Origin of the sequence: Microbacterium sp. NPDC057659, assembly GCF_042799915.1 — a bacterium.
GTDB lineage: Bacteria > Actinomycetota > Actinomycetes > Actinomycetales > Microbacteriaceae > Microbacterium.
In genome coordinates this window covers 1,260,583-1,281,336 of the sequence record NZ_JBHVHU010000002.1, presented here as the reverse complement: position 1 = coordinate 1,281,336, position 20,754 = coordinate 1,260,583, and the positions used below count along the sequence as shown (strand labels likewise).

At 68.5% G+C, this 20,754-nt stretch carries 27 protein-coding genes, 1 tRNA gene and 1 rRNA gene; 14 read left to right on the top strand and 15 right to left on the bottom strand.

The window, feature by feature from the left end; translation table 11 throughout:
- The 5 genes from ACFVAE_RS14575 to ACFVAE_RS14555 form a co-directional block, all read right to left on the bottom strand.
- Positions 1-92 (bottom strand): 16S ribosomal RNA (locus ACFVAE_RS14575); the annotation flags it as partial.
- Positions 93-489: 397 nt separating this feature from the next.
- Positions 490-1,578: a YbdK family carboxylate-amine ligase gene (locus ACFVAE_RS14570; protein WP_378893528.1), complete on the bottom strand. Its 1,089-nt coding sequence runs from the start codon at positions 1,576-1,578 to the stop codon at positions 490-492.
- 26 nt (positions 1,579-1,604) lie between these two features.
- Positions 1,605-1,826 (bottom strand): CsbD family protein, encoded by a 222-nt coding sequence (locus ACFVAE_RS14565; RefSeq protein ID WP_378893526.1) that lies wholly within the window; start codon positions 1,824-1,826, stop codon positions 1,605-1,607.
- On the bottom strand, positions 1,823-2,329 hold the full coding sequence (locus ACFVAE_RS14560; RefSeq protein ID WP_378893523.1) for an FHA domain-containing protein: 507 nt from the start codon (positions 2,327-2,329) through the stop codon (positions 1,823-1,825). The genes ACFVAE_RS14565 and ACFVAE_RS14560 overlap by 4 nt, the downstream gene beginning before the upstream one ends.
- Entirely contained in the window at positions 2,329-2,757 is a 429-nt protein-coding gene (locus ACFVAE_RS14555) for a CBS domain-containing protein (protein ID WP_378893521.1), read from the bottom strand. Before ACFVAE_RS14555 ends, ACFVAE_RS14560 begins: the two co-directional genes overlap by 1 nt.
- Before the next feature lie 247 nt (positions 2,758-3,004).
- Here ACFVAE_RS14555 and ACFVAE_RS14550 point away from each other — a divergent pair, with 247 nt between their 5' ends.
- On the top strand, positions 3,005-3,688 hold the full coding sequence (locus ACFVAE_RS14550; RefSeq protein WP_378893518.1) for a DUF6766 family protein: 684 nt from the start codon (positions 3,005-3,007) through the stop codon (positions 3,686-3,688).
- A 9-nt stretch (positions 3,689-3,697) separates the two neighbouring features.
- Here the strand turns inward: ACFVAE_RS14550 and ACFVAE_RS14545 are convergent, their stop codons facing one another.
- Positions 3,698-4,627 carry a CorA family divalent cation transporter gene (locus tag ACFVAE_RS14545; RefSeq protein WP_378893515.1) on the bottom strand — a complete coding sequence of 310 codons (930 nt, stop codon included), beginning with the start codon at positions 4,625-4,627 and terminating at the stop codon, positions 3,698-3,700.
- A 119-nt stretch (positions 4,628-4,746) separates the two neighbouring features.
- Positions 4,747-5,058 carry a hypothetical protein gene (locus tag ACFVAE_RS14540; protein ID WP_378893513.1) on the bottom strand — a complete coding sequence of 104 codons (312 nt, stop codon included), beginning with the start codon at positions 5,056-5,058 and terminating at the stop codon, positions 4,747-4,749.
- Positions 5,059-5,122: 64 nt separating this feature from the next.
- On the opposite strand from ACFVAE_RS14540, the gene ACFVAE_RS14535 reads away from it, so the two are divergent.
- The gene (locus ACFVAE_RS14535) at positions 5,123-5,473 is read left to right on the top strand and encodes an ATP-dependent DNA ligase (RefSeq protein ID WP_378893510.1); all 351 of its coding nucleotides are present in this window, start codon (positions 5,123-5,125) and stop codon (positions 5,471-5,473) included.
- Between the two features lie 145 nt (positions 5,474-5,618).
- A complete protein-coding gene (locus ACFVAE_RS14530) occupies positions 5,619-6,506 on the top strand; it encodes an SDR family oxidoreductase (protein WP_378893507.1) in 888 nt (295 codons plus the stop codon).
- A gap of 28 nt (positions 6,507-6,534) precedes the next feature.
- On the opposite strand, the gene ACFVAE_RS14525 is transcribed toward ACFVAE_RS14530, so the two are convergent.
- Positions 6,535-7,053: a ferritin-like domain-containing protein gene (locus tag ACFVAE_RS14525; RefSeq protein WP_378893504.1), complete on the bottom strand. Its 519-nt coding sequence runs from the start codon at positions 7,051-7,053 to the stop codon at positions 6,535-6,537.
- Positions 7,054-7,224: 171 nt separating this feature from the next.
- Here ACFVAE_RS14525 and ACFVAE_RS14520 point away from each other — a divergent pair, with 171 nt between their 5' ends.
- Genes ACFVAE_RS14520 through ACFVAE_RS14510 form a run of 3 tightly spaced genes read left to right on the top strand, consistent with a single transcriptional unit; the run spans position 7,225 to position 8,999 of the window.
- Entirely contained in the window at positions 7,225-7,692 is a 468-nt protein-coding gene (locus ACFVAE_RS14520) for an SRPBCC family protein (RefSeq protein ID WP_378893501.1), read from the top strand.
- 25 nt (positions 7,693-7,717) lie between these two features.
- The gene (locus ACFVAE_RS14515; protein WP_378893500.1) at positions 7,718-8,023 is read left to right on the top strand and encodes a hypothetical protein; all 306 of its coding nucleotides are present in this window, start codon (positions 7,718-7,720) and stop codon (positions 8,021-8,023) included.
- A gap of 22 nt (positions 8,024-8,045) precedes the next feature.
- A complete protein-coding gene (locus ACFVAE_RS14510) occupies positions 8,046-8,999 on the top strand; it encodes a DNA topoisomerase IB (RefSeq protein ID WP_378893497.1) in 954 nt (317 codons plus the stop codon).
- Positions 9,000-9,001: 2 nt separating this feature from the next.
- On the opposite strand, the gene ACFVAE_RS14505 is transcribed toward ACFVAE_RS14510, so the two are convergent.
- Complete coding sequence (locus tag ACFVAE_RS14505; RefSeq protein WP_378893494.1) at positions 9,002-9,493, bottom strand: Dps family protein; 492 nt, start codon at positions 9,491-9,493, stop codon at positions 9,002-9,004.
- Between the two features lie 15 nt (positions 9,494-9,508).
- Positions 9,509-9,778, bottom strand: coding sequence for a Rho termination factor N-terminal domain-containing protein (locus ACFVAE_RS14500; RefSeq protein ID WP_378893492.1), 270 nt, complete (start codon positions 9,776-9,778; stop codon positions 9,509-9,511).
- A gap of 222 nt (positions 9,779-10,000) precedes the next feature.
- Here ACFVAE_RS14500 and ACFVAE_RS14495 point away from each other — a divergent pair, with 222 nt between their 5' ends.
- From ACFVAE_RS14495 to ACFVAE_RS14485, 3 genes are read left to right on the top strand one after another with little or no spacing between them, the layout of a single operon-like run.
- A complete protein-coding gene (locus ACFVAE_RS14495; RefSeq protein WP_378893489.1) occupies positions 10,001-10,168 on the top strand; it encodes a hypothetical protein in 168 nt (55 codons plus the stop codon).
- A gap of 43 nt (positions 10,169-10,211) precedes the next feature.
- Positions 10,212-10,469, top strand: a complete 258-nt coding sequence (locus tag ACFVAE_RS14490; RefSeq protein WP_378893487.1) for a hypothetical protein — start codon at positions 10,212-10,214, stop codon at positions 10,467-10,469.
- Positions 10,466-10,885 carry a PRC-barrel domain-containing protein gene (locus ACFVAE_RS14485; RefSeq protein WP_378893484.1) on the top strand — a complete coding sequence of 140 codons (420 nt, stop codon included), beginning with the start codon at positions 10,466-10,468 and terminating at the stop codon, positions 10,883-10,885. The genes ACFVAE_RS14490 and ACFVAE_RS14485 overlap by 4 nt, the downstream gene beginning before the upstream one ends.
- 181 nt (positions 10,886-11,066) lie before the next feature.
- Here ACFVAE_RS14485 and ACFVAE_RS14480 read toward each other — a convergent pair whose 3' ends face one another.
- Together ACFVAE_RS14480 and ACFVAE_RS14475 are read right to left on the bottom strand one after the other, a co-directional pair.
- Entirely contained in the window at positions 11,067-11,432 is a 366-nt protein-coding gene (locus tag ACFVAE_RS14480; RefSeq protein WP_378893483.1) for a cupin domain-containing protein, read from the bottom strand.
- Between the two features lie 43 nt (positions 11,433-11,475).
- On the bottom strand, positions 11,476-12,660 hold the full coding sequence (locus tag ACFVAE_RS14475; protein WP_378893480.1) for an SH3 domain-containing protein: 1,185 nt from the start codon (positions 12,658-12,660) through the stop codon (positions 11,476-11,478).
- Positions 12,661-12,688: 28 nt separating this feature from the next.
- On the opposite strand from ACFVAE_RS14475, the gene ACFVAE_RS14470 reads away from it, so the two are divergent.
- Positions 12,689-12,862 carry a hypothetical protein gene (locus ACFVAE_RS14470; RefSeq protein WP_378893478.1) on the top strand — a complete coding sequence of 58 codons (174 nt, stop codon included), beginning with the start codon at positions 12,689-12,691 and terminating at the stop codon, positions 12,860-12,862.
- Positions 12,863-13,571: 709 nt separating this feature from the next.
- Here the strand turns inward: ACFVAE_RS14470 and ACFVAE_RS14465 are convergent.
- Positions 13,572-13,662, bottom strand: a tRNA-Ser gene (locus tag ACFVAE_RS14465).
- 71 nt (positions 13,663-13,733) lie between these two features.
- Between ACFVAE_RS14465 and ACFVAE_RS14460 the strand changes: the two genes are divergently transcribed.
- Positions 13,734-14,414 (top strand): DUF1345 domain-containing protein, encoded by a 681-nt coding sequence (locus tag ACFVAE_RS14460; RefSeq protein ID WP_378893476.1) that lies wholly within the window; start codon positions 13,734-13,736, stop codon positions 14,412-14,414.
- Positions 14,415-14,417: 3 nt separating this feature from the next.
- On the opposite strand, the gene ACFVAE_RS14455 is transcribed toward ACFVAE_RS14460, so the two are convergent.
- Positions 14,418-15,848, bottom strand: coding sequence for an aminopeptidase P family protein (locus tag ACFVAE_RS14455; RefSeq protein ID WP_378893472.1), 1,431 nt, complete (start codon positions 15,846-15,848; stop codon positions 14,418-14,420).
- 76 nt (positions 15,849-15,924) lie between these two features.
- Between ACFVAE_RS14455 and ACFVAE_RS14450 the strand changes: the two genes are divergently transcribed.
- From ACFVAE_RS14450 to ACFVAE_RS14440, 3 genes are read left to right on the top strand one after another with little or no spacing between them, the layout of a single operon-like run.
- The gene (locus ACFVAE_RS14450; RefSeq protein ID WP_378893469.1) at positions 15,925-16,854 is read left to right on the top strand and encodes an ornithine cyclodeaminase family protein; all 930 of its coding nucleotides are present in this window, start codon (positions 15,925-15,927) and stop codon (positions 16,852-16,854) included.
- Between the two features lie 11 nt (positions 16,855-16,865).
- Positions 16,866-17,849 (top strand): proline racemase family protein, encoded by a 984-nt coding sequence (locus ACFVAE_RS14445; RefSeq protein WP_378893466.1) that lies wholly within the window; start codon positions 16,866-16,868, stop codon positions 17,847-17,849.
- Between the two features lie 11 nt (positions 17,850-17,860).
- On the top strand, positions 17,861-19,039 hold the full coding sequence (locus ACFVAE_RS14440) for an amidohydrolase family protein (RefSeq protein ID WP_378893464.1): 1,179 nt from the start codon (positions 17,861-17,863) through the stop codon (positions 19,037-19,039).
- A gap of 241 nt (positions 19,040-19,280) precedes the next feature.
- Here ACFVAE_RS14440 and ACFVAE_RS14435 read toward each other — a convergent pair whose 3' ends face one another.
- The gene (locus tag ACFVAE_RS14435) at positions 19,281-20,753 is read right to left on the bottom strand and encodes an aldehyde dehydrogenase (NADP(+)) (RefSeq protein WP_378893461.1); all 1,473 of its coding nucleotides are present in this window, start codon (positions 20,751-20,753) and stop codon (positions 19,281-19,283) included.
- Between the last annotated feature and the right edge of the window lies 1 nt (position 20,754).

Here is a 20,754-nt window from a genome sequence, read left to right as displayed (position 1 = left end):
TCCACCCAGCAAGCTGGGCTTCATCGTTCGACTTGCATGTGTTAAGCACGCCGCCAGCGTTCATCCTGAGCCAGGATCAAACTCTCCGTAAAAAACGATTGCCAACCAACCAGTCGGAAAAAGACCAGAAGGCAGCGAGTTCAATCATGACCAAAAAACGAACATCATTGCTGACATCCATATAAATTGATCCAAAGGAATCTCACCCCAACCAAAAGGTCAGGGACGAGGTTATTTGGCATTTGACAAGTGCACGCTGTTGAGTTCTCAAGGATCGGACGCATCTGAAGTCGGGCCTCGCGACCGTCTCAACAGAGCAATTGATCTCCTCCACGCTCCGTGGCACGTGTGCCGTTCACTCGGGAGTGAAGTGGAGGTGGTGTGTCCGCCGCTTGGAGGGGAGCTGGGCCTTCCGGCCTTTCGCTCAACCGCTTGGGGCGAACAAGTAATAATTTACGTGGATCCGGCCGTTCTGGCAAATCGGGCCACTCACCCCGGGCGTGTCGCGCTCTCGGTGCCCGATCGGTACAGAGCCCGCAGGCCGGCCACGCCGTCTCGAGCGAGGGCCAGCTGCTGCCGTTGCGCCCCCGTTCCGTCAGCACGGATCGCCTCGAGATGATCGCGCACGAAGTCCTCCTCCCCCAGCCCTCGGAGGACGGGGCCGATCGCATCCACCAGGCGAGCGGCGATCGTCCACACGCCGTCGACATCCCCGGTCATGGGATCGATGACCCGGGCATCCGTGCCGTCACGGGCTGCCATCCAGAGCGATGCGTCGATGCCGTCGAGTTCGGCCGCCGGTGTGACGGCGGTGTCTCCTCCCATCGCGATCGCTCGGGTCAGCGCAACGGCGAAGAGCGTGTCCTCTGGTGTCAACTGCGCGTCGAACACTCGCATCTCCACGGTCGGGAAGCGCTCGGACAGCCGCACGGCCCAGGCGAGCGAAGCGGCCTCCGGGATCGCGCGCAGCGCCACCAGTCGCTCCGTCCTGCCTCGGTAGTCGTCGTAGTCATGGAACTGCGGCGGACACCAGGAGGAGGGCAGGCGACGGATGAGGATGCTGCGCCAGCTCTGGAACCCCGATGCGACACCGTGCGCGAACGGGGCGTTCCCCGTCAGCGCGAGGAGCAGCGGCAGCCATCCGCGCAAGCGGTTGAGTGTGCGCACACGCTCCTCGTCGTCATCCCCCGATTCGACGTGCACATGCAGGCCGTTGACCAGATGCTCCCGTGTGATCTCCGCGAGCTGGTCGGCGACGTCGTGGTAGTGCGAGGAGGGAGAGACCGCGAGCCCTCCCGGGGAGATGAACGGTGTGCCCGTCGAAGCGGCGACGGCCGCCCGCGTTGCGGCGTATTCGCCGAGCAGCCCGCGGAGGCGGCGCAGATCCGCGTCCGCCTCCGCGAGCGTCGACAGGGGTTCGGTGACGCATTCGAACTGGCACGTGAGATACTCCGGCATCACCTCACCCGAGGCGCTCCGGTCGCTGATCCGCTCTCTCGTCCCGGGCCCCATCCCGAGCGGGACGAGGGTCTGTTCCTCGAGCAGGACGAATTCCTCCTCGATGCCGATCCGGGCCACGTCGCCTCCTTGCGGTCCGACCGGACTCAGTCCCTGTCGGTGAGCTTTCCCGTCGCGTCCTTGGCGTGCTCGCCGGCATCCTTCACCGCATCCTTCACGGCATCGCCGGCCTGCTTCGCATCCGCCTTCACCTGGTCCATCTTGCCCTCGGCCTCGAGCTCCTCGTTGCCGGTGAGCTTGCCTGCCCCCTCCTTGACCTTGCCGGCCATCTCCTCGGCGGCGTGCTTCATCTTGTCTGCAGCGTTCATGATGCGCTCCTCTTCTCGATGCCTGGCATCGGTCGGTTTTCCTTCTCTTCATCGGGCCCTGGCTCATCCCAAGGTCCCGGGTCTTCTCTGTCGGCGGCGTAGTCGGGTCGCTCGGGCTGCAGCGGCTGATCGGCGCCCTCCCCGCCCTCGCGCCCGCCATACGGCCGACCATGATCGGCGTATTCCTCCCGCATGAAGACCAGCGTCCAGTCCGCGATCGTGAATCGCGCCCCGGTCCTCAGGATCTCGGTGCGGTCATCGTTCTCCGGACGTGCGTTCATCTCGCCCTCGCCGTGCAGCGCCAGGACGTACTCGTCCCGCTCGTCGTGGACGATCGTCGCGTGCACGGGGTCTGCGCCGTCCAGAACCAGATCGTTCTCCGGACCCGACCCGATGTGCGTCTCGGCAAGGGTGAGCGGATGCTCCAGCCGGGCGTCCTCGCGCCGCACGAGGAGACGCGGATCTCCCGCTCCCCACGCGGCGTGCGTCGTCGTGACATCCATCAGCGCGAGATCTGCTCGACGGTCTCGCCGGTCTGCTGGCGGGCCATCGACCGGGCGATGTCGGCCTGCGCGATGATGCCCACGAGCACGTGATCATCGATCACCGGCACCCTGCGCACCTGATGCTCCTCCATCACTTCGAGGGCACGGTGCACGTCGTCCTCCGCGTCCACCATGTACGGTCGTCCCTCGGCCAGCGCGCCGGCCGTCGTCTGGGCGGGGTCATGACCGTTCGCGATCGCCTTCACGACGATGTCGCGATCGGTGAGCATGCCCTTCAGCTTGCCGTCCTCACCGCAGATCGGCAGGGAGCCGACCTGCAGGTCGGCCATCAACCGTGCGGCGGTCGCGAGCGAGTCGTTCTCGCCGATGCAGCGCGCACCGGGAGTCATGACGTCCTTCGTCAGGGTCTCCTTCATGAGAGTCATCGTCTTCTCTCCTTCCGTGAGTGGAGCACCGACGGTACGGAACGGGACCCGCGCGGGGCAGGGGGTTGACAGGCGGGGCGGCGCTCGTCAAGGCCCTTCATCCCGTCACCGCTCTGCCCGACGCTCGAGCGAAGGAGGTTCGGATGAAGGACGGGGACAGGACGGGGTCGGCCGTGATCTTCTGGCTCTGGATGACAGTGACCGTGGGAGGTCTGGCCACGATGTTCGCGATCGTGATCGGGGGACGATGACCATGCGACGAATGCTGCGCGACAACGCTCTCGGGTTGTTCTTCCTGCTGCTGTTCCTGCTGGCGCTCGGCGGGCAGGCGATCGCGGGCTACTTCCGGCAGGTCGAGGAGATGACGCAGCACGGCCGCGCCCCTGCGGATTTCATCGGCTTCGTGCTCTCCCCCGATTTCGTCGTCGACGTCGCGGAGAACTGGCAGTCGGAGTTCCTGCAGTTCTTCCTGTTCATCGCAGCCACTGTCTGGCTGGTTCAGCGCGGTTCGCCGGAGTCGAAGAAACCGGGAGACGAAGGACGCGAGAGCGATGAGGCCCAGATGGTCGGCACCCACGCCTCCGCGGATTCCCCTGGCTGGGCGAAGACGGGCGGCTGGCGCACGGCGCTGTACGGGAACTCGCTCATGATCGTGATGGGCACGGTGTTCGTACTGTCCTGGCTGCTCCAGTCCCTCGCCGGGACGATCGTCGCAGGCGAGGAGAGCGCGATGCACGGCCAACCGGCGCCCTCCTGGGACGAGTACGTCGTCTCCGCCGACTTCTGGGACCGCACGCTGCAGAACTGGCAGTCCGAGTTCCTGGCCGTCGGCACGATGGTCGCGTTCTCGATCTACCTGCGCCAGAGGGGATCGGCCGAGTCGAAGCCGGTCGGCACCCCGCACGGCGTGTCCGCGGTGGAGTCGGAATGACACACCTGATCAGTGATCGCGCTTCCTGCTCTCGCCGAGCCAGCCCCGCCGGCGGAACCACCAGACCGCTCCGACATCCACGATGATGATGCCGGCGAGCACCACGACCCACCCGAACGGCACGTGCAGCAGTGGCAGGTCGCGGAAATTCATGCCGTACAGCCCGGCCACCACGGTCGGCAGCGCCAGGAGTGCCGCCACCGCCGCGATGGTCCGCATGTCGCGGTTCTGGCGGGATGACACATTGCTCTCGTGGCTGGAGACGACGGCGTCCAGTGCCATCCGCTGAGTCGTGAGCAGGTCGGCGAGGGCGGCCAGGTCGCCCTCGGCCCGGCGGAGGTACGGACGAAGCTCGGGATCGTCCTCCACCAGCCGGCTCAGGTCCTCGGTGTCGGACTCGAAGCCGCGCATGAACGCGGAGGCCGCGCGATCGACGTGCCCGATCCGGCGACGGAGCCGGTAGATCCGTTCGTAGTCCTCCTCGACCGCGGCATCGAAGACCTCTGCCTCGACGTCGTCGAGTTCGTCCTCGATCCTGGCGGCGGCCTCCTCATAGTCCCGGATCATCACAGCGAGGATCCGAACGGCGGCGCGCATCGACGTGGTGCAGTCGAGCTCGCCGTCCGCCTCGACCACGCCGCTCAGCGACCGGACGTCCTCGTCGCCGGAACGCTGGATGGACAGCAGCCACGACTCACCGACGATGAGAATGAGCTCCCCGGGATAGCGGACCGCGGAGCGGGGGTCGAGATCCCAGGCGAGGACGAGAAGCTGCTCGTCGAGCATCTCGATCTTCGGGGGCCGCCCGCTCTGTGCTGCGTCCTCGCGCAGCGCCGGATGGACCCGGAACTGCGTCATGGCCTCATCCAGATCAGCCCGATCAGGATCGACCAGCGCAACCCAGGCGAAGCCGTCCTCCTCGTGAGTGTCCGAGGTCACGTCATCCCCTCCTGTCCACGGGCGGAGCCGCCCCCATGCCTCGGGAACGTAACGGACGCGTGAGCGGGACGGACAGGGGGTTGACGGCGGGCCGTGGCCGCGAGAATGCGCGGTGCGGGCTACACCGGTGAGGACATGTCCTCGGGAACCACCGTGATGCCGCCGCTGCTGTTCGCGGAGTGCGCCATCGCCGTGATCCACTCGGCATGCAGCTCGGGTGCCTCAGGCTCGTCGAAGACGAAGCGCAACGGGATGGACGGATGCAGCCAGATCGTCGATCGGCCAGGGTCATCCCCCTCAGGGTGCTGCCATGACAGCGTGAAGCTCTCATTGCGACGCAGCTTGGTCGCGATCACGACCTTGAGATGGGCGAGTGCGCGGTCCTCGATCTGGATCGGATCGGCGCCTCCGCCGTAGTAGAGAAGCCCCATACCGCCTAACCTAGCCCTGTACCGGGATGCCGGTGGACAGTACCTGACGGATGAAGGGACAGCAGTGGGCAAGTTCATCTACGAGGGCGGCGTCAAGACCGAGATCGAGGATCGTGCGCTGCTGCATCTGCAGCTGGTGATCACGGCGAAACTGCGCCGTGGCGAGCCGTTCCCGTTCAGCTGGCGGGAGGACGCCAGCGTCGGCGGCGGCCGCACCACGGTCTGGATGCACCCCGGCAGCTCCCTGGTGTTCAAGTTCTACGGCGGCCGTCAGCCCTCGATCAATCGAGGCTGGGTCGAGGCGCTCGCCTTCACGGCGAACTCGCCCGGCGGCCTCTACCTCGTTCCAGAGCCGCCGGATGCCGGCGACGGGCCCACCACGGACGAACTGCGCATCGGCGCCCCGGAGGAATGACCGCCGACGCCACTCATTCCTCGCCTCATCGACGCCCGCGGGCCCGCCGCCTAGAAGGTGCTCCCGCCGTCGTCAACCCCCTGGGGCGGATGGCCAGGACCTGCGACGGTCATGGTTCACCCGACGCGATGAGGAGAAGAAGCGCATGAGCGAGAGCATTCCGAACGATCCGCGCCACGCACATCGGGAAGAACCGATCCCGCCGCAGCAGCAGGACCAGCCGGGCAGGACCAGTAGGACCGATCCGCAGCCCGACCACGGCGAGGAGCAGTACGTCGGCAACGACAGGCTCGCCGGGCGCAGAGCGCTGATCACCGGGGGCGACTCCGGAATCGGTCGAGCGGTCGCGATCGCCTTCGCCCGCGAGGGCGCGGATGTCGCGATCGTGCACCTGCCGGAGGAGCAGAAGGACGCGGATGACACGGTGCAGCTGATCCGCGACGCCGGTTGCCGCGGGGTCAGCATCCCGGGCGACCTCCGTGACGAATCCTTCGCGACCGAAGCCGTGCGGCGCGCGTTCGACGAACTCTACGGCCTGGACATCGTGGTGCTGAACGCCGGGTACCAGCACGACATCGACGGCTTCGCCAGCCTGAGCACCGAGGACATGCGCCGCGTGTTCGACACGAACCTGCTCGGCACCGTGATGACCGCGCGAGCCGCCTACCCGAAGCTCGAACCGGGGGCGAGCATCATCGTCACCGCCTCGATCCAGGCCTACCAGCCCTCCCCCGGGCTCATCGACTACGCCATGACGAAGGCCGCCCAGGTCGCCTTCGTGAAGGCACTCGCCGAGGAGGCCGGGCCCCGCGGCATCCGGGTGAACGCCGTCGCGCCGGGTCCGGTGTGGACGCCGCTGATCCCTGCGACGGGATGGGATGACGAGAAACTGGCGAGCTTCGGCAAGGACACCCCTATCGGACGCCCGGCCCAGCCGGCCGAGCTGGCGGGCGCGTACGTGTACCTGGCCTCCGACGAGGCCTCGTACACGTCGGGTGCGGTGCTCCCCGTGACCGGCGGCAAGCCGCTGTGAACCGGCGATCGAGCGTGCGCCCCCGGCGTCAGCCGACGACCTGCAGGCGCCTGCGGAGCGCCTCGCCGGTGTGCACCTCCTGGGCGAGATTCAACTGGAGGAGCTCCGCCGCGTCGCCGGCATCCAGTTCCTCTGCCAGCGTGATCAGGCCCTGATAGCAGCCGATCTCGTAGCTCTCGCTGCCGAGGGCGGCGGCGAGCACAGCACGCTCGCGCATCTCCTGAGCGCAGTCCTCGACCAGATCCCGCCCCTGTCGACGGATGCCGGCGCTCGCCGCCGACGGCTCGGGAAGGGGCTCCTCCCCGATCGCGGCGAAGATCCGGTTCAGGTTCTCGATCTGCTCGCGGGTCTCGTTCGCATGGTGCCCGAGCAGGTCCGTGGTGTCGTGGGGCGTCCCCGCCGCGCGCAACTCGGCGAGCCCGGCGAGGGAGTCGTACTCCATCGCGAGCGCGGTCCTCAGCTGCAGGCGGAACAGCTCCCGCAGGGTGCGGACGTCACGGGAGCCGGCCTCTGGGAAGTCGTCGTTCTTCTCGTCTGCCGTATCCATGTCTCTCTCCGTCCTGTTCGCCGTCAGGCTGACATCCGGAACGCAGGGCGGGCAGGGCATTGACGTGCGCAGCGCAAAGAACTATCGGGCATACTCCGGACCGAAGTCAACCCCGATGCGCGAACGCGGATGTCCTGCATAGGGTCGTTCTCGATCAGAACGGAGGGCGACATGGACAAGGCACAGATCGTCAGGGCCGATGTCGTGGTGGACAGGCCCGCGGCATACGTGTTCGAGCAATGGGCGGATCTGGAGGGGCTGCCGGACCTCCTTCCGATGATCGAGAGCATCGAGAGGACGGGCGAGGATCGCACGCACTGGGTCGTGCGCATCGCCGGTGTGCGACGCGAGTTCGATGCGAGGATGACGCAGTTCACGCTCGACGAGGAGATCTCCTGGGTCGCGACCGGGGATCTCGTGCATTCCGGAACCGTACGCTTCCTGCCGCGGGGGCATGAACACACCCGCGTGGACGTCGAACTCTCGTGGGTGCCGGACAACGCACTCGAGAAGGCCGGAGCGGCGATGAACCTCGACGAGAGCAGGATCAAGGCCGATCTGCTCCGATTCAAGCGGATGCTCGAGAGCGATGACGACACCGATCCGCTCGTTGACGCCACGCCCCTGATGTTTCCCTGATGCGCGATCGAGGGTGAGGAACATCATGAGTGAGCACGAGTCCGCCGAGGCGCGCTGGCAGGTGACGCCGATCGACGGCTCACGCTGGCGTATCTGCGACGGCGCCTGTCGCGCGAACGACGCCGACGGCCTGGTCGCCTATGTCGAACGAGATCGGCACGGACTGTACGACGTGCTGTGGCTGCGCAGGCCGTGTCCGGCACGAACCAGATACCAGCATCTCGCGCACGTGCTGGCCGATCTCGACGGCATCACCCGCGTTGCCGCGCCGACGAGCGGGCGGAGAGCCGATCGGCCCACGCCCATCGCGCACCTGTCGCCGCGCGGATGACCCGCCGATGCGACTGAGGCGGGTGAGCACCGACGACCCGGGTCTGCGAAGGGTGCGCCGCGGCCGCGGCTTCGAGTATCGGGATGTCACGGGCGGGCACATCGCCGACGAGGAACAGCTGGCTCGCATCCGCGCTCTTGCCATCCCACCGGCATGGGACGACGTCTGGATCTGTGCCGCCCCGAACGGGCATCTGCAGGCCACGGGCGTGGATGACGCGGGACGCCGACAGTACGTGTATCACCCGGAATGGCGGGCGAGGATGGATGCGGAGAAGTTCGACCGCATGCTCGTGCTGGCTCAGGCGCTTCCTCTGGCCCGACGCGGGGTCACCAGGGACCTGCGGAACGAGGGCCTGGGACGGCGGGGCGTGCTGGCTGCCGCGTTCCGCATGCTCGACGCAGCGCTGCTGCGAGTCGGATCCGAGCAGTACGCCCGTGAGCACGGCAGCATCGGGCTGTCGACGCTGCGCTGCTCCCACGCCTCGGTGAGCGGAGACGTGGTCTCCTTGCGATTCCCGGGCAAGAGCAGTCAGCCGTGGGCCTCCGAGGTGGAGGACGCCGACCTCGCCGCAATCGTCCAGGCGCTGCGACGCCGGCGCAGACCGGCGGCGCGACTGCTCGCGTGGGACGATGACGGCCACTGGCATCCGGTTCGAGCAGCTGAGATCAACGACGACGTTCGCGAACGCACCGGCGGGGATTTCACTGCGAAGGACTTCCGCACCCTGCATGCCACGGTCATCGCCGCTTCAGGACTTGCGCGTGCGGGGGTGCCGGACTCCCTTGCCGCGCGCAAGCGCCTGATGGCCCGCGTCGTGCGCGACGTCGCCACGACGCTGGGGAACACTCCGGCAGTGGCCCGCGCGAGCTACGTGGATCCTCGGCTGTTCGATCTCTACGAGCGCGGGATCGTCGTGGACCTCGGATCAGGGCGTGGTGTCGAAGGACAGCTCCTCGATCTCCTGGGGAGCTGACCTCACTCCGGCGTGCGGTTCTCCGCGCTCACCATCCAGGCGAACTGCTCGAGCTGCTCCAGGACGACGTGCAGGATGTCCGCGGAAGTCGGATCCTCCTCGTCGACCGCGTCATGCACGTCGCGCACGGTGGACACAGCAGCTTCCAGTCGCTCCGTGATCAGGTTGATGGTCTCGGTCGTGGTGACCTCGCCCTGCGGGAAGGCCCACAGAGATGTGGTCTCCGACACCGTCCGGCTGCGCCCGTCCGGGAGCGCGTGCAGCGCCCGCATCCGCTCTGCCACCGTGTCGGCGAGCGCGCGGGCTGCGGCGACGATCTCGTCCAACTGCAGATGCGTGTCGCGGAAGTTGGTCCCCACGACGTTCCAGTGCGCCTGCTTGCCCTGGAACTGCAGTTCGATCAGGTCGACCAGCACGCGCTGCAGGTTCTCGCTCAGCTGAGCCGATGCGTGGAATCCGCTCTCGGTGTTCTGCTTGTTCGTACTCTGCGCCATGCTCTCCCCCATCGCTCAGTGGTTGCGGAGCATCGAGATCAGCTCCGCCTTGCGCTTGCCGGAATATCCCGTGATCCCGAGTTCCTTGGCTCTCGCTCGCAACTCGTCGACGGTGCGATCCTCGTAGTCCTCCGCCTTGCCGCCGCGCTCTCCGACGGATTTGCGGCCGTCGCGGGCCGCCGCGTTGGAGATGCGAGCCGCCTTCTCCTTGGATGCTCCGTCGTCCCGGAGCTCCTCGTAGAGCTCCGGGTCCTTCAGGCTGTTCGAACCGCGTCCACGTGGCATGATGCCTCCTCTTCAGATTCCGCGTCAGCCTGCCCGCTGCCGCCCGGATGCCGTAAGGGGGTTGACAGCGACGGCGCCACCGGTGAGGGCGCACACGGCGGAAATAGCATCGCGATCGTGGGCTCGTCAACCCCCACGACTGCGGAGTGGTGCGGTGGCAGTGTCAGTCATGGCAGCGCCGCACGATTCGGTTGCGCTGCACCTCAAGAGAAGGAGCTCATCATGAACATCGCTCTCGTCATCATCATCGTCATCGCCGTGATCGTCGCCATCTTCTCCGGCCTGAACGCCGCGCTGAACTGGCTGCTCTGGGTCGCGCTGGTCGTCGCAGCGATTGCGCTGATCGCCTTCCTGATCCGCGTCATCAGCGGACGCAACACGAGCGTGTGATCCGGGCCGGAGCTTCGAGCCCGGGAATCACGAGGAGGACACCATGAGCGGCATCTCAGATCAGGGAATGCGCCCCTCCCACGTCGAGGCGGGTGGGGGCCCCGAAGCCGGAGACCAGTTGAAGGAGCCGAGCACGGAGAAGGAGCCCGGCGAGGAGCCGAAGGCTCCGAAGAAGAACGACCCCGAACCCAGCCATGAGGCGGTCGGGATCGGAGTGATCGGCCGGCCGCAGACGGAACCCGATGCGGTCGGCCGCACCGATCCCGACGCTGAAGATCAGGCGGAGGAGGAGAAATCATGAACGCGCAGGCACCAGGAACTCTGTTCAAGCTCAGCGAGACCGAGGAGATCGTCCGCCGGCCCGACGAGGACATCCGCGGCCGCGATGTTCGGGACCGCGACGGCGAGGATCTCGGCACGGTCAAGGACCTACTGGTCGACGCCGAGGAGGACAGGGTCCGCTTCATCGAGGTGGCCTCCGGCGGCTTCCTCGGCATCGGACAGGACAGCACGCTCATTCCGGTCGACGCCATCACCTCGATCACCGAGGACGAGGTGCGGATCGATCAGACTCGTGAGAATGTCGCCGGCGCTCCGGTCTACGACCCCGAGCTGGTCCGCCAGAGGGAGAACTACGGCGGCATCCTCGAGTACTACGGTGTGATGCCCTTCTGGGGCGGCGGGTACGTGTATCCGGCGTATCCGCACTACCGGTGACGGACAGCCGGCCGCTGGCGGACTGACTACGCGGGGACGTGGCAGACCGTCAGCGGCCCTTTCCTCGGTCGTGCGAGGCTCGAAGCCGTCGAAGTAGGCCTCGGCCGTGGTCTCATCCAAGACGAAGTCGTCGCGGTGCGCCCCGGCGCGCGCTGCCAGCCGTGCGAGGCATGCGGGAAGTTCACTCGAGTTCCTGCAGCGGCGCCGTCATCTCGCCGCCGGCATCGCCGGTGTTGATCGTTCCCTTCGGTTCGAACAGGATGGCGTGGACCTCCTCGGTCGCCTTCGGGCAGTGCTCGACGCCGCGCGGCACGACGAACACGTCGCCGGGCTCCAAGACCACATCCCGGTCGCGCAGCTGGATCGTCAGCCGACCAGTGACCACCATGAACAGTTCGTCGGTATCGGGATGCGTGTGCCAGACGAACTCGCCTTGCAGCTTGACCACCTTGACGTCGTAGTCGTTGACGCTGGTCAGGCGATGCGGCTGCCAGTGCTCCGTGATCGTCGAAAGGGCTTCCTGCACATTGCGAACGTCGTCGGTCATGATTCGAGCTTAGTTTCGCTGCTCGCAGGGCAGATTCGTCGCATCAGCTCCGTGCGAGGTAGTCCTTGTGCACCCAGCCGGTCCTTCCGGCGTAGGTCACCTTGCGCCAGGAACCGCTCGACGCGAGGACCTTGCCGACGCTCTTGCCCTTCGGGATCGTCAGCAGCGCCTTCTTGCTCGTCGACGCCGTGGGACGCAGGTTCACCGCCGCCGTGGTCCTGTACGTGGTCGCCTTGGGCGCGACGGACGTCGCGGTCGACTTCGTGAGGTAGTCCTTGTGCACCCAGCCGGTCTTCCCGGCGTAGGTCACCTTGCGCCAGGAACCGCTCGACGCGAGGACCTTGCCGACGCTCTTGCCCTTCGGGATCGTCAGCAGCGCCTTCTTGCTCGTCGACGCCGTGGGACGCAGGTTCACCGCCGCCGTGGTCTTGTACGTGGTCGCGGATGAGACGCTTCCCGCAGGAGCAGGAGCAGGAGTCGGCTTCGGTGAGGTCGTCGGCTTCGGCGCCGGCGTCGGCTTAGGCGTGGGCGTGGGCGTGGGCGTCGGAGTCGGAGTCGGCTTCGGTGAGGTCGTCGGCTTCGGCGCTGGCGTCGGCGTGGGCGTCGGAGTCGTGATCACGGGGCGAGTCGGGCTGAGCAGCCAGTTCGCGATCCATCCGCTGCGTGAACCCGCCTTGACGGGCAGGAACGAGTTGGAGACCTTGCCCGGCACCGCCGTGACCATGGTGCCGGCGGCGAGATTCGCCACGACGGCCGTTGCGGTCGAGGCACCTGCGCGCAGGTTCACCGCTCCGGTCGTGTAATAGGTGCACGTGCTGGGTGCGGTCTTGGCCGTGATCGCGGTGGCCCGCCCCGCGAGGTCGACGTTGCGGCTCTTCAGCCAGGGGACCGGATCGAGCAGCTTGTCGCCGCCCGCCGCGTTCTCCCACAGCTCGAGGTGCAGGTGCGGGCCTGTGGAGTTTCCGCTCGTGCCCACGGAGCTGATCCGCTGACCGGCCCCCACGACCTGACCGACCTTCACATGGGTCGTCGCCGACCAGATGTGCAGATACTTCGTCGTGTACGTCACCTTCCCGACCGTGTGACGGATGTCGATGTGCCCGGCCACGGAGCTGGACCCCGACACGGTTGCCGTGACGACGCCTGCCGCGACGGCATAGATCGGCGACCCGCTCTTCGTCGCGAGGTCGACGCCGCCGTGCGACGTGCTCGCGCCGGTCATCGGCATACAGCGCGGACCCTGCCACCCGGAAACGGTGTACGACTTCTCCGCGAGCGGCATCACGAAGGTCGTCGCCGCAGGCACAGCGGGAGCGGCCGCGACCTGGACCGAGGAAGCGGGCGAAGAAGCGGGCGCGGCAGCGACGGCGGCGGCCGGCGACACCCCCGCGAACCCCAGCGCGATCGCGGTCGACATGGCCAGCGCATGACGTGATCTGAGTCTCATGATTCTCCGGTCGAGCGGGACGGCGCGGTAGGGGCGCGTAGCGCTCATGACACTACCGGTGCGGTCGGAATCATGGCCAGAGCCGGAACGAAGATCTGCCGGTGACAGTGGAAATTCAACCCATTGCCCGGCCCATCAGGCACCTCACGCCGGTTCTGGATCTGGCGAGTGCCTCGACCGGAGGCTTCGAGGGCGAGGACGCCATCGCAACAACGCTCACGGTGACGCCGTGAACTCGATCCACAGATCTCGCGACTAAGGCCGCGCCGCAGCCTGCCAGATCTCCTCAAACTCTCGGCCCGAAATGGTCGTGGAGAACTCATCGTCGGCCAGCTCGGCATAAGAGCTCGGGCGGTCCGAGAGCATCCCTCGTTCGTCCTCAGACAACGCCCCTCGCCCATAGCGCCACGATCCGTCAGCATGCACATCAACCTGGCGAGTCACCCACCACAGTCCGTCGTCACCCTGTTCGAGCTCCAGATACTGCTCGAACCCGGCCAAGACGGAATCAACGGCAACATAGCGGGGCGAGGTGACGATGCCATTCTTGCATCGGAGCCTGAACGACCGTTCGGGTCCCTCGCGAGCCTGGCCCGGCGCACACGTCACGAGGGGAGTTGAGTCCCTCGCGGCTGACATCGCCGTTAAGCGATCAGGACTCCCGAGACAGCGTCTCGGGAGTCCTGATCATCTGGCGGTGACGGTGGGATTTGAACCCACGGTAGGGGGTTACCCTACACAACTTTTCGAGAGTTGCACCTTCGGCCGCTCGGACACGTCACCGCGGACAAGCTTACGACACTGCACGGCCTACGCGCGAATCGAGCGGTCACCGCCGGGGCTAGGGTGATGCCATGTCGTCCGAACCGAGGAAGGCCCGGCGGAAGCGCCGCACCCTGACCTCCGCCTGGTCCTGGGTGGCGAACTGGGGATGGCAGCTGGTCCTGGCGGGCATCGGCGTCGCGGGGCTCGTCGACGTCAGCATGGATCTGCTCAGCTGGTGGTGCGTCTTCGGGACGCTGTACGCCCTCGGCACGGTCGTCTACCTCGCCATCCGCTCCCGCGCGCCCCGCTCCGCGACAGACGAGGACGACACCCCGCGCTGGTTCGAACGGGCGCGCGGCCCTGTGATCGTCGTCCTCACGATCATCCCGACGCTCATCGGCGTGACCGCGGCTCTGAACGTGATCGTGCTGGGCTCCGACTCGGAGCTCGGCTGGTACGTCAAGCTCGTCGGCGTCTGGGCGATGCTGCTGGCCTGGGGCTTCCTGCACTGGGGCTTCGCGCAGCTCTACCTCAACCAGCAGCTGCGCACCCCGCACCGCACGCTCAGCTTCCCGGAGGCACCGCACCCCGGCCTCGTCGAGTACGTCTACTTCGCGTTCACCGTCGGCACGACATTCGCCGCATCCGACGTGAGCGTGCTCAGCACACGCACCCGCTGGCTGGTCACCGTGCACTCCGTGCTCAGCTTCTTCATGAACGCGATGATCATCGTGCTGTCGTTCAACACGATCACCGGCGCCGGCCGCTGAGCATCAGAGCGCGGAGACGCCCTTCATCCACGCCTCGATGCCGTCGGCGTCGATCGGCAGCGCGTCCGACAGCACCTCGGCCCCGGCCGACGTGACCAGGAGGTCGTCCTCCAGGCGCACGCCGATCCCGCGCAGCTCCGGCGGCAGGGTCTCGTCGAAGGAGTGGAAGTACAGGCCGGGCTCCACGGTCAGCACCATGCCCTCCTGCATCTGCGCACCCTGGTATGCCGCGTACGACGACGAGGCGCAGTCGTGCACGTCGATGCCGAGGTGGTGCCCCACACCGCACACGATGAACCTCCGGTGCTGCTGGCCGTCCGGCGACATCGCCTCATCCACCGACACGTCCAGCACGCCCCAGTCGTGCAGGCCCTGCGCGAGCACCTCCATCGATGCGACGTGGAAGTCACTCCACGGCTTTCCCGGCCCGACGGCCGCGAGGCCGGCCCGATGCGACTTCTCGACGAGATCGTGCACCTGCCGCTGCACAGCGGAGAACGAACCCGATGCCGGGAACGTGCGCGTCACGTCGGCGGTGTAGCCCGAGTTCCGCTCGACGCCCATGTCGAGCAGCAGCAGCGCCTCGGTGTCGACCTCTCCGTCGGCCCGCACCCAGTGCAGGATCGGCGCATGCGCGCCCGATCCGACGATGGTCGTGTAGCCGACGCCGTTGCCGACCGTGCGCGCGTGCCGGTCGAAGGTGCCCTGCAGCCAGCGCTCTCCACCCCATTGCACAGCCGACGGGATCTCGGCCACGGTCGCGGCGAAGCCGTCGATCGTGCTGTCGATCGCAGCGCGCAGCTCGGCGATCTCCCACTCATCCTTGAACATCCGCAGTTCGGAGAGCGTCCGCGTCAGCTCCTCCGAGCGCGGCGCATCGAGCACGGAGACGCCGGCGCGCAGCGTCGCGGCATCCGCCTCCAGCTCCTCGATCGGCCGGGTGCGCACGTCCAGCGCCGCCGCGTACTCGGCCAGTCCCGGCATCGGCCCGACCCACAGCTCGCCGTGCAGCGCCGAGCCGAAGAATCCGTCGTCTCCGGGCCGGAACGGCGCCGGAAGGTACAGCGTCGCGACGTGCCCTCCGGAGACCGGGTCGAGCACGATCACGGCGTCCTCGATCGCCGCGCCGACCAGCCACAGGAAGTCGCTGTCGGCCCGGAACTCGTATGCCGAGTCGTTCGCGCGCATCGGCGCACGCCCCGCTCCCACAGCGATCCGCCTGCCGGGGAGCGCGGCCGACAGACGTGCGCGGTGCGCGGCCGCGGCCTGCGCGGTGCCGGCGGTGAGGCGCGGCATCCGGTCCGCCTCGCCCCATCCGCTCTGCATGGAGCGGATGAAGCCGGGCGAGAGCGTCAGGCGCGGCATGCGCGGGTCCCGTTCGGCGGGCGCCGGCATGGAGGATGCCGCCGGTGCGTGCGCGTGGTCGAGAGTCATCGGTTTCCCTTCTGAGGAGGTCGCGCCCGGCATCATCGCCTCGCGATACGTGACATATTACAACTAGACTGAGGGCATGTCCGATGTCATCGCCGACCTCACGCTCGTCACCGCCGCGGAGATCGCCGACCGCGTGAGCATGTCCGCCGCCATCAGGGGGCTGCAGGACGCGCTGCGCGGAGGGTTCGATCCCGAGGCCGACCTCCCCCGCACCATCCAGGACGTGCCGCACGGTCAGCTGCTGCTCATGCCGGCCGCCATCGACGGCGCGGCCGGCCAGAAGTTCGCCACGGTCGCGCCGGGCAACCCGGCCCGCGGGCTGGAGCGCATCCAGGCGCTGTACATCCTGCTCGACGGCGAGACCCTCGCCCCCACCGCCGTGCTCGACGGCACCGCGCTCACCTCGCTGCGCACGCCGGCCATGTCGGCCGCCGTCGTCGACCGGCTCGCCGAGAGGGATGCCGGAGACCTGGTCGTCTTCGGCACCGGGCCGCAGGCCGTGCGCCACGTGGAGGCGCTGCAGGCGATCCGCCCGCTGCGCACGGTGCGCATGATCGGACGCGACACCGACCGCACGATGGCGGCCGTCGGGTCCGCACGCCTGCTCGCACCGGACGCACAGATCGGGGCCGGAGACGTGTCGGACGTGCGCTCCGCAGACCTGGTGGTCTGTGCGACCACGGCATCCGAACCGCTGTTCCCCGCTTCGCTCGTGCGCGACGACGCGACCCTCGTCGCGATCGGATCGCACGAGCCGCAGAAGGCGGAACTCGACCCCGCGCTGGTCGGCCGCTCGCAGGTCGTCGTGGAGAGCCGGCGCGTCGGCCTGTCCGAAGCAGGGGACGTGATCCGCGCGATCGCGGCCGGCGACCTGCACGAGGGTGACCTCGTGACGCAGCACGAGCTGTTCACGGGCGCCGTGCCCGCGGCATCCGATCGCCCGCGCATCGTGAAGACCTGCGGCATGGGCTGGCAGGACCTGGCCGTCGCCCGCCTGGCGCTCTGAGAGGACCGCTCATGCTCTGGAGCACCGAGGACTGGCACACCGCCGGCGAGCCGTTCCGCATCGTGCGGGACGTGCCCACGCACGGCACGACCGTCGCCGAGCGCCGCGTCGAGGCGATCACCGGCGAGGCCGACGGCATCCGTCGCTTCCTCTGTCTGGAGCCGCGCGGCCACGACGACATGTACGGCGGGTTCATCACGCCGCCCGACGACGAGGGTGCCGACTTCGGCGTGCTGTTCTGGCACAAGGACGGCTTCTCGACCGCCTGCGGGCACGGCACGATCGCGCTCGGCGCGTGGGCCGTGCGCACCGGGCTCGTGGCATCCGATCCCGACGGCGAGACCGTCGTGACCATCGACGTGCCCAGCGGGCGCGTGCAGGCACGCGTGCGGCAGAGCGGCGGACGGATCGAGGAGATCGTGTTCCGCAACGTCGAGTCACGCGTGCTCTCGCGCGGGATTCCGTTGGTGACGTCGCGAGGCGACGTGACCGTCGATCTGGTCTTCGGGGGTGCCGTGTACGCCACGCTGCCGGCATCCGCCGTCGGCCTGTCGGTGACGCCGGAGAACACGGCGGAGCTGATCGCGATCGGCCGCGAGATCAAGTGGGCGCTCAACGAGCACCCGTCGGCACAGCTGGCGGATGCCCGGCTCTCGGGCGTCTACGGGACCATCCTGTTCGACGACCTCGGCAGCACCCTCGCCGGACCGCACCAGCGCAACGTCACCGTCTTCGCCGACGGCGAGGTCGACCGCAGCCCGTGCGGCTCCGGCACCGCCGCGCGCGTCGCGCTGCTGGCCGCCACCGGCGAGCTCGGCGAGGGCGAGACGTTGACGCACGACTCGATCATCGGCACCCGGTTCCTCGCCACGATCGCCGAGCGGACGCCTGACGGGATCATTCCGGAAGTCCGAGGCACCGCGTACCGTGTGGGTGCGTCGACTTTCGAACTCGACGAGGGCGACCCCGTCGCCGACGGCTTCAGCCTGCGTTGAAAGGCAGCATCATGCGCACAGGATCGATCACCATCACCGGAGCACAGGTCTGGGACGGCGCGGGCTTCGCGCCCCGGGACGTGCACATCACCGACGGCCGAGTCACTGCGGGCCCGGCAGCGGATGCCGCGACGCTGGACGGCGCGGGACGCTGGCTGGTACCCGGGCTCATCGACGCCCACTTCCACGCCTACGCGACGAGCATGGACGGGTTCGAGAACGAGCGGGGCCCGCTCAGCTTCACGGCGCTGAACGGCGCGCGCCGGCTGTCCAGGACTCTCGGACGCGGGTTCACGACCGTGCGCGACGTCGCCGGCGGCGACATCGGCCTCGCGCAGGCCATCGACGCCGACCTGTTCGACTCGCCCCGTTACCACTTCACCGGGCCGGCCCTCAGCCAGACCGGCGGACACGGCGACCCGCGCTCAGCGCACGTGGACGTCTGCTTCTCGCACGGCCACATGTGCGAGGTCGTCGACGGCGTCGACGCGCTGCGCCTCGCGGTGCGGAACCGGCTGCGCACCGGCGCGCACGCGATCAAGGTCATGGCCTCCGGCGGAGTGTTCTCGCTGACCGACCCGATTCGGGTGCCGCAGTACTCGCAGGAGGAGCTGCGAGCCGTCGTCGAGGAGGCCACCCGCCGCGGCAGTTACGTCTGCGCGCACGCCTACTCCGCGGAGGCGGTGCAGCACGCGATCTCCGCCGGCATCCGCTCGATCGAGCACGGCAACCTCATCGACCGCGAGACCGCCGAGCGGATGGCGGATGCCGGGGCGTTCCTGGTGCCCACGCTCGCTGCCTACGACGCGATGGACCGTCGCGGAGCATCCATCGGCCTGAACGCGACCTCGCTCGCGAAGAACACCGAGGTGCTGACGAAGGGGCAGGACGCCGTGCGCCTCGCGCACGAGGCCGGCGTGCGCGTCGGCTTCGGCAGTGACCTGATGGGCGACCTCGAGGACGACCAGCTCGCCGGCGTGCGGCTGCAGGTCGAAGCATCCGGCGCCGCCGCGACACTGCGCTCGATGACGGCGGTGAACGCCGAGCTGATCGGGGATGAGTCGCTGGGCCATCTCGGCGAAGGTGCCTACGGAGACGCCCTGCTGCTGGCATCCGATCCGCTGTCGACGGCGGCGTTGTGGGAGCAGGACGCGCGCGTCGCCGTGGTCCGCGGCGGCCTCATGGTCTGAAGCGCGCGGCACGCGCCGCCCGCACGGCGAGCGCCCCACTTCGCGACGAATCGTCGACGCCGGTACCCGACGACTGAACCACTTCGCGACGACCGCACCACATATCGACGTCGATAACCGGTTCACTCGTCGGCAAGGGGTTCAGTCGGCGGCGGGCGGCGCGGTCGAGGGCGGAGACGCCGAGGCCCCTCCTGGTTCGCGTGAACCAGCAGGGGCCGTCGGTGTTCGGGACGAACGCGTGTCAGCGCGCGAATGAGCCCCACTCGGTGGAGTGGCCGGCCTCGCTGAAGCTCTGCGGCACGCCCCAGGGGTTGTCGTCTCGGAGCGGCTCGGGCAGCAGCGCCTGCGGCGCGTTCTGGTACGAGACGCCGCGCAGGAAGCGCGTGATCGCGGCGGTGCCGACGCTCGTGCCGTCGCTCGTGGTGGCCGGATACGGGCCGCCGTGCTGCATCGCGGGGGTCACCGAGACCCCGGTCGGCCAGCCGCCGAACAGCACGCGCCCGCTGGTCTCGGCGAGCGCCTCGACGAGTTCGGAGAGCGAGCCGTCCTCGAGCTCCTCCGGTCGCGCGTGCACGGTCGAGGTGAGGTTGCCGGGGAAGAGCCCGGCGTGCAGCGCGGGCAGCGTCGACAGGTCGGAGTACTTCACGATCACCGACAGCGGCCCGAACGACTCCTCGAGCAGCGCGTCGCCGGCGGCGACCAGGGAGTCGACGTCGACCGTGACGACGGTCGGCGTCGCGTAGGTCTGGCCGTCCTCGTCGACGCGGGTCTCCCCCGCCGACAGCACGGTCACGCCCTCCGCGCCGAGAACGTCTTCGCGTCGCTGCGCGAACGCGCGCCCGATGCCGGGGTTCAGCAGCCGATGCTCGGCCACGGCACCCGCGGTGCCCGCGACGGATGCCAGGTCGGCGCCCTCTGGCACGAACAGGAAGCCCGGCTTCGTGCAGAGCTGCCCGGCCGAACCCGACACCGACGTGACGAAGCCGTCCAGCAGCACATCGTCGACGTAGGTCGCGTACGCAGGGTTCACGCTGCCGAGCTCGCCGTAGAACGGGATCGGCACCTCACGGGCGGCGGCGATGTCCGCCAGCATCCGTCCGACGCGCGTCGAACCCGTGAACGCACCGGCGCGGATGCGCTCGTCCTTCAGAAGGTCGACGCCGTTCTGCTGGCCCTCGATCAGCTGGAACACGCCCTCCGGCATCCCGGCGCCGCGCAGCGCGTCGATCACCACGGCGGCCGTCGCGCGGGACAGCTCCGGATGCCCCGAGTGCGCCTTCACGACGACGGGGCAGCCCGCGGCGAGCGCGGCGGCCGTGTCGCCGCCGGCGACCGAGAACGCGAACGGGAAGTTCGACGCGGCGAAGTTCAGCACAGGGCCGACCGGCTCCAGCATGCGGCGCAGGTCGGGTCGAGGGCCGATCACGTACTGCGGGTCGGCCCTGTCGATGCGGGCATCCAGGTACGCACCGTCGACGATCGTGTCGGCGAACAGCCGCAGCTGCCACGAGGTGCGGCGCACCTCGCCGGTCAGCCGTGCCTCGCTCAGGCCCGTCTCGCGCATCGCGATCGCGATGAGATCGGATGCCGCGGCATCCAGCGCGTCCGCGACGGCGACCAGCGCCGCCCCTCGTCCGCGGGGGCTCGTGTGGGCGAACGCGCGCGCCGCGGATGCCGCAGCTGCGGCGACCTCGTCGATGGTGATGTCTGTCATG